Origin of the sequence: Muricoccus roseus, assembly GCF_900141905.1 — a bacterium.
Classification (GTDB): domain Bacteria; phylum Pseudomonadota; class Alphaproteobacteria; order Acetobacterales; family Acetobacteraceae; genus Roseomonas; species Roseomonas rosea.
On sequence record NZ_FQZF01000011.1, the window covers coordinates 159,458 to 165,667 of the forward strand.

Annotated in this window: 5 protein-coding genes; all 5 read right to left on the minus strand. The window is 70.7% G+C overall.

Annotation, left to right across the window (positions count from 1 at the left end; genetic code table 11):
• The 5 genes from BUB97_RS11330 to BUB97_RS11350 are packed head-to-tail and all read right to left on the minus strand — an operon-like array spanning position 1 to position 5,874.
• Positions 1 to 441, minus strand: coding sequence for a hypothetical protein (locus BUB97_RS11330; protein ID WP_073134760.1), 441 nt, complete (start codon positions 439 to 441; stop codon positions 1 to 3).
• A gap of 34 nt (positions 442 to 475) precedes the next feature.
• The gene (locus BUB97_RS11335) at positions 476 to 1,267 is read right to left on the minus strand and encodes a hypothetical protein (RefSeq protein ID WP_073134761.1); all 792 of its coding nucleotides are present in this window, start codon (positions 1,265 to 1,267) and stop codon (positions 476 to 478) included.
• Positions 1,267 to 2,040, minus strand: coding sequence for a hypothetical protein (locus tag BUB97_RS11340; protein ID WP_073134762.1), 774 nt, complete (start codon positions 2,038 to 2,040; stop codon positions 1,267 to 1,269). The genes BUB97_RS11335 and BUB97_RS11340 overlap by 1 nt, the downstream gene beginning before the upstream one ends.
• A gap of 1 nt (position 2,041) precedes the next feature.
• The gene (locus BUB97_RS11345; RefSeq protein WP_073134763.1) at positions 2,042 to 3,661 is read right to left on the minus strand and encodes a hypothetical protein; all 1,620 of its coding nucleotides are present in this window, start codon (positions 3,659 to 3,661) and stop codon (positions 2,042 to 2,044) included.
• Positions 3,658 to 5,874 carry a hypothetical protein gene (locus BUB97_RS11350; RefSeq protein WP_073134764.1) on the minus strand — a complete coding sequence of 739 codons (2,217 nt, stop codon included), beginning with the start codon at positions 5,872 to 5,874 and terminating at the stop codon, positions 3,658 to 3,660. The genes BUB97_RS11345 and BUB97_RS11350 overlap by 4 nt, the downstream gene beginning before the upstream one ends.
• Positions 5,875 to 6,210 lie beyond the last annotated feature (336 nt).

The following is a 6,210-nucleotide window of genomic DNA, read 5'->3' on the forward strand; positions in this document are numbered from 1 at the left end:
TCAAGCGGAGATGAAGGAGCCGTCACGCGACAGCAGCAGGAACAGCTTCGATGCGTCGGTGATCAGCGTGGTGGGCGGCGGCACAGCCCCTGCCGGGATAGGCGCGACACGGAAGATCCGGACAGCAACAGTGCTGGAGGGGGTGGTGCAGCGCGCGAAGACCTTCCACGGGCCAGGGAGCGCCGGCACGGCCGCGAAGGTGTAGATGCCGGTGCTCAGGCGCTGGACGTAGTCCTGGGGGATGATCTGCTCGGCGCCGCCAGGCGGGCGGAACACGACCGAGATCTCCGCGGCGTCCACATCGATCAGCGCGCCGCGAGGGCCGTCCCGGAACTGGAGCGTGAAGCGCACGCTCTCATGGGCCCAGAAGCGCATCGGCCGGGTGGCGACGCCGCTGACGAGCAGGGTCGTCACGACCTCTGCCGGGACGGTGTCCGACATGCCGCTACTCCGAATGAAGGGGGTGGTGGGCGGCTCAGCCGCCGATCTTGGCGATGCTGAAGGTGCTGAGGGTGTTGCCGCCGGCGATCAGGCCGCCACCGCTGTTCTGGTAGGCGCGGGCCTTCACGATGTCCGAGGCGGCCAGGGCCAGGAGCTTGCTGACGCCCAGCTCCACGACATCGGTGCCCGCGGCCGGCTTGCGGTCCGCGCCCCATTCCACCCCGTTGACCACGATCACCAGGCGCCGCTGCCCAGTGGCATTGCCCGCGAAGGTGAGGGTCGCCTCCACGGCATAGACCCCCGCCTCCTGCACGGTGAACTGGCCGAAGGGCCCAGAGCCGGCGCCGATGACGCCGAGGCTGTCGGGCCCGCGTACGTCCCAGGCCATGTCCGCCAGGGTGTCGTTCGGCACGGAGAAGCCGGTGTCGCGCCGGAGCTGGCTGATGCGGCCCGGTGCGTCCTGGGTGTGCGGGATGCGGCCGTCCGTGTCGCGGATCGCCACCTTGTCGGCGTGCAGGCTCAGGAAGATGTACTTCGGCCCCGCGCTCCAGTTGACGGCCGAGGTGCCGTTCGAGCCGCCCTTGATCTGCGCGCGGGTCAGCGTCGCGGGGGAGCCCGCGGTGAAGATGCCTTCGCCCTTCTCGAACAGGGTGGGCGCGTCCAGGCTGTCCTGCACCGTGTACATGACCCGCGAGCCGCTCGGGATGCCCTCGGCGGCCGGGGTGAGGAAGGTGTCGGCCGCAGCGGCGCCCAGCACATAGGCGCTGGTCCCGGTGGTCGTGGTGGTGACGAGGACCCGATCGCCGCCCAGGACTGGCGTTCCCATCAGAGGTCCTCCTCGAAGGTGATGCGCGCGGAGAAGCGCTGGTGCCGGACCTGTGCCGGGTCGGGCGGGGACGTGAAGCGACCGAACATGGCGGGCTTGTTGCCGTCGAAGGGAGAGACGAAGGCCTGGCCCGTGGTGCCGACATCCAGGGCGATCTGATCCAGGGCCTCCGCCTCGGCAGGCGTCAGCCTCGGGAAGGAGAAGTCCAGGCGGCGCGCCACCGCGCCACGCTGCGTGTTCCGCACGCCGGACAGCGGGGAGCGCTCGGAGGAGCCCGTGTCCACCGCCCCGCGCTGCCAGCCCATGGCAATGCCGCTCTCGACCAGCAGGGTGTCCCCGGCCCAGAGGCGCCCGATCTGCCAGTAGGGGTCGCCGGCGACGCCGTAGAAGGAGAACTGGACATAGCGCCCGGTGACCCCGGCCGGGCCCAGATAGGCCGCGGTGCCCGTGGGGCCGTCCGCCTGCAGCACGCCCGAGTTCAGCGCCTCGCTGGCGCCCATGCTGCCGTTGCTCACCCGCACCCGCCAGGTCGCCCCCGCCCCCGGCCGCACGCCGTCGCGTGGCGCGGCGAAGGCGAAGAGGCGCAGCGGGAGATGAGCCGCCAGGTCGATCTCGATGCGGTGCGTCGCCGCGCCGCCCTCATTGCTGCGCCAGACCTCGGCGATGGTCGGCGAGAGGACGGAGCGCACGCCGAGCCCCCCCGCCTCGCTGGTCGCGCTCATGACCGCGCCGGACCGCTCCAGCGCGTTCACCCAGGAGATCACCGCTCCCATTCTACCCCCAGAGTTCCAAGGCCATCCGGTCACCCCGGGCCGAGAAGCGGCGCACCACCATCGGGCGGCCGTCGCGCAGCGCCCGGACATGCGGCCAGATGAGCGACACCACGGCGCCGGGCCGGACCGCGTCCCAGAAGCGCCAGGCCTGATCCGAGCGGATGCCAATGCGCCAGCCGCGGCGCGGCGCGGCGTGGAGGCGCAGCAGCTCGTCCGCGTAGTCCTCCGCGTCATCGAAGGTGTCGAAGGCGCTCTCGACTAGCGGCCCGTCCACCGCCGCGCCGTAGGCCTGCGTTTCGACGCTGTAGGAGGTGGCGACCTGATAGCCCTGGCCCCAGAAGGCGCGCATCTCCTCGCTGACCGTCCCCACCAAGTTCTCGCCAGCCTGGGTGACGCCGAGCAGCTGATAGGCCACCCGCACCCGATACCAGGGCGGCTGGGCGCTCTCCGGGATCTCGTCAGGCGGCGCGGAGAGCATCCAGGGCTGGATGGCCAGAACCGGCGCGGTGGCCTCGGGCCGGGCAAGCTTGCCCCCCCGGAACCGGCCGGCGAGGTCCGCGCCCCACCAGCCGCCGACACCCGCCGCCAGCTTGTCCAGGGCCCCGGCGACCGACAGGCCGGCCCCGTCCAGCCGGACCTCCTTCCAGGGCCAGGCGACGAAGTCCGCCACGTCCACCCGGTCGGCCGTGATGCCGCCCTGGGTGCGGAGGAGGTGCTGCGCGATGACCGCCGGGATGCCGATGTAGCCCGTGCCGGCCGGAGCCGCGCCGCGGAAATCGACGGTCAGGGAGGTCGTCGGGGTGCCGATGCGAAGGATGCCGAGGGCGAGGCAGGTGGCGTAGGTGCCGCCGGCCACGACCGCCGCCGCGAGGGCCGCCCAGGTCGGGAAGTCGCCGGCCGGCGCCACCGCGGCGCCGCGCGCCCGCACGGACATGATCTCGTGGATCCGGCCGTCATGCAGCTGATAGGCGAGCAGGCCCGGGTGGATCTGCACGGGCGCGACGTTGCGGTGCAGGCCCGCGCGCCAGGGCTTCTCCTGGCCGGCCATGGCGGCCGTGCCCTCCGGCCCGCCCGTGCCGGCATAGGTGCCGCAGACCGGCATGGAAAGCTCGCCCACGGCGCTGCCCAGCGGCAGGCGCAGCCGGGAGGAGCCGGCGGCCAGGCGCGCGATGCGGAACCGCGCCACCGTGACGATGGACGCCCGAGGGGCACGCCGGCCCTTCTGATAGGGCCCGCGCAACACCTCGCAGGTCCGGCCGGCCAGCCGCCAGTCGGTGGTGAGGTTGTCCAGCGCGCCATCCCCGTTCGCCAGGATGACCTCGCCGGCATTGGTCTCGAACCGCCGCGCCTCGGTCGGATAGATCGGGACGGCCATCTCGATCGCCGGGGGCTCCAGCAGCCGGGCCGGCCAGTCCACGTTGGGCGCGTCCGGGTCGTCCGGCTCTCCCGTCCAGCCGCGGTCGCTGAAGTAGTTGACCGGCGGCTCCGAGGAACCCAGGGCGGGCATGCGGAAGGTGGAGCCCGGGAGGGCGCCGGTCATGCCGTAGGGCACGCGGATCGGCGCCCGTGCCGCGGGACTGGCCACCGCCACGGCCCAGATCGGATCAACCGCCTGGGTCATGCCGCGCGAGGCCTCAGGAACTCGTCATCGGAGCGCACGGCGCGGTCATCCACCCGATCGATGCGATGGAGACGCATCTCCTCCCTGAGCTGGTTCACCTCATCCCGCAGCCCCTCAAGCGCGGCCGTGCTGTCCGTGCTGACCTCGATCCAGCGGTTGAGGGTCTGCTCGACCTTGGCGCTGTCGCTGAAGCCGGGCAGGCCAAGATCCGCGCCGAGCGCCCGGACCTGGTTCGTCACGCCCGTGCGGATCAGGGCAGCCTCGGCTCCCTCGCCGTAGAAGGACCCGGTCGCCTTGAGCAGCTCGGATGCGGCGCTGGTGACGGACCCGAGGTCCGCGTTATGCGCCTCTGCCTGGCTCGCCCGCTCCAGCGCCGCCCGGTAGGTCTCCTGGGCCGCAAGGAACTGCTGCTGCGGGCTGGCATCCGTTAGCGCCTCGCGGTTCAGGAAGGTGGTCAGTACGTTGCCCTGCGAGGAGAGGCCCCGGAGAGCATCCCGCTCCTGCGTGAGGAGGGCGCCCTCGTTCTGGCGCGCCATCGCCTCCGCCTCGGCCTCCATGGCCCCGACCATGGCGCGCAGCACGTCCTGGACCACATTGGCGCCCGCGCCGAGCTGGCGCACCTGCTCCTCCATGGCGCGGCGCTGGGCGTCCTGCTGGCGGTAGTAAACCTGCATCTGCCGGTCGAAGGTGTCACCGCCCGTCGCCACCAGAACCCGGTCGGAGATGTTGGTGAAGATGTCCTGGAGGGTCTGATCGCGCTCCTTGATGAGCTTGTCCGTGGCCTCCTTCTGGCGCTCCGCGATGGTCTCGGTCGCCAGGCCGAACTCCTTGGCCTTGGCGATCACCTCATCGAACGGCGTCCGCAGGGCCTTCATGGCCTCGGCGAACTGGTTCGTGCTGCCGGCCAGCTCCTCGGAGGTCTTGTTCAGCTCCTTGTAGACCGTGTTGGTCCAATCCAAGGCCGCGATGAGCTTGTCCGGATCGGAGGCGCCGACCGTCGCATAGGTGGTCGCCAGATCCTTGCTGAGCGCCGGGGCGTTCTCCTCAAGGATGAGGCTCGTCGCCTTCTTGAGCAGGCCCGAGACGCCGGCCTCGTCATTGCTGAAGCGGTAGCCGGCCGCGCCGTGCTGCAGGACCAGGCCATCCCGCGAACCTGCCGCGACCAGCATGCGCCCGCCGGCCGTGAAGCCGTAGCTCTCACCGATCTTGTTGGCCAGATCCTGCAACGCCGTTGCGATGTTCGTGGCGGTCTCGGCGTTGTCCTTGGAATAGCGGTCGCCGGTCAGTCCGCCCGCCGTCATCCCGTCCGTGGAGAAATCCACGGTGGAGGTCTGCGTCTTGTCGGAGGGCTTCTGGGCCGGGAGCATCATCGCGACAATCGCCGCGATGGCAGCGATGTAGGGGGCCACGGTGGCTACCGCGCCGATGATGCCGCCCGCAGCCGCGCCGCCGGCCAGCGTGGCCGCACCGCCCGCGAGCCCCGCCGTCCCGCTGACGACATTCGCCGCGCCCTTGGCTCCACCCTGCTGGATGCCGGAGTAGATGCCCCACGCGCCGCCGATCACGCCCACTGCGCCGCCTGCCGCCTGGCCGATCGACACGTCCGTGCTGAACTGTGCTGCCTCGCCCGGAAACACCGCCGCGCTCGTGTCGGTCCCGACCGTGTAGAGGGGGCGATCCAGGAAGCCACCGATATTCGTCTGGGCAAAACGGTCAAATCGCCCAACAAGGCCGTCGCTGAACTTCTGCGTGCCGCCGAAGAACGAGCTGTCGAATAGACCGCCTACCTCGCGCGCGCTGAAGCCATTCGGCTGGACTGCCTGAGGGGCGCCGCTAGTCGCAACGCCGCCCATCAGCGTGGACGCGGTTCCGCCGGGTACCGCCTGCCCCCCTCCCATCACCCCTTGGAAGCTCTGGATCACCGGCATGATGATCGGCCGCGCCGCGGCCTCGAAGGCAATGCGCGCGAAGGTGGCGACCGCGGTGCGCTCCAGGCGCTTCATGGTCTGATCCCAGCCGCCTTCCGTGTCCAGAAAGATGTCGGCGAAGGTGTCTCCGGCGTAATCTGCGATGCGGTCGTAAGTGCGCTCGGCGGTGCGCTGCTGTTGCTCGTAGGCCCGCTCCGTCTCCTTCTTCTGCTTCTCCGCCACCTCGGGGTCGAAAATGCCCCCGCGCATCCGCCCCTGGATCTCGCGGATTACCCGGTCATCCATAGTGCCTTCCGTAATGGGCCTTCGGGCGTCAAGCCCCTCGAGTGAGTACCACGTCGCCGGTGTCATGCTTCCGTCCGTGGTCGGCACGAGGCCGCCACATCATGCGGTCAGAAAGGAGCCAGCGGGCCAATCTAAGACGCGTGGTTCGCCCCAGGGGGTTTCCACAGCACTACTCCCGGCCTCACTGCCTCCCGCGTCCCGGCGACGGGACCTCAGACGAGCAGGATCGGACTGACCCGTCCTGCCCGAAGCTCCATCCTCTCCGCGCTGTATCAGGCTGCCTGCGCCTCCTTGCCCCAGCGGAACTCCGTGCCATCGGCCCACATGCGATGGAGG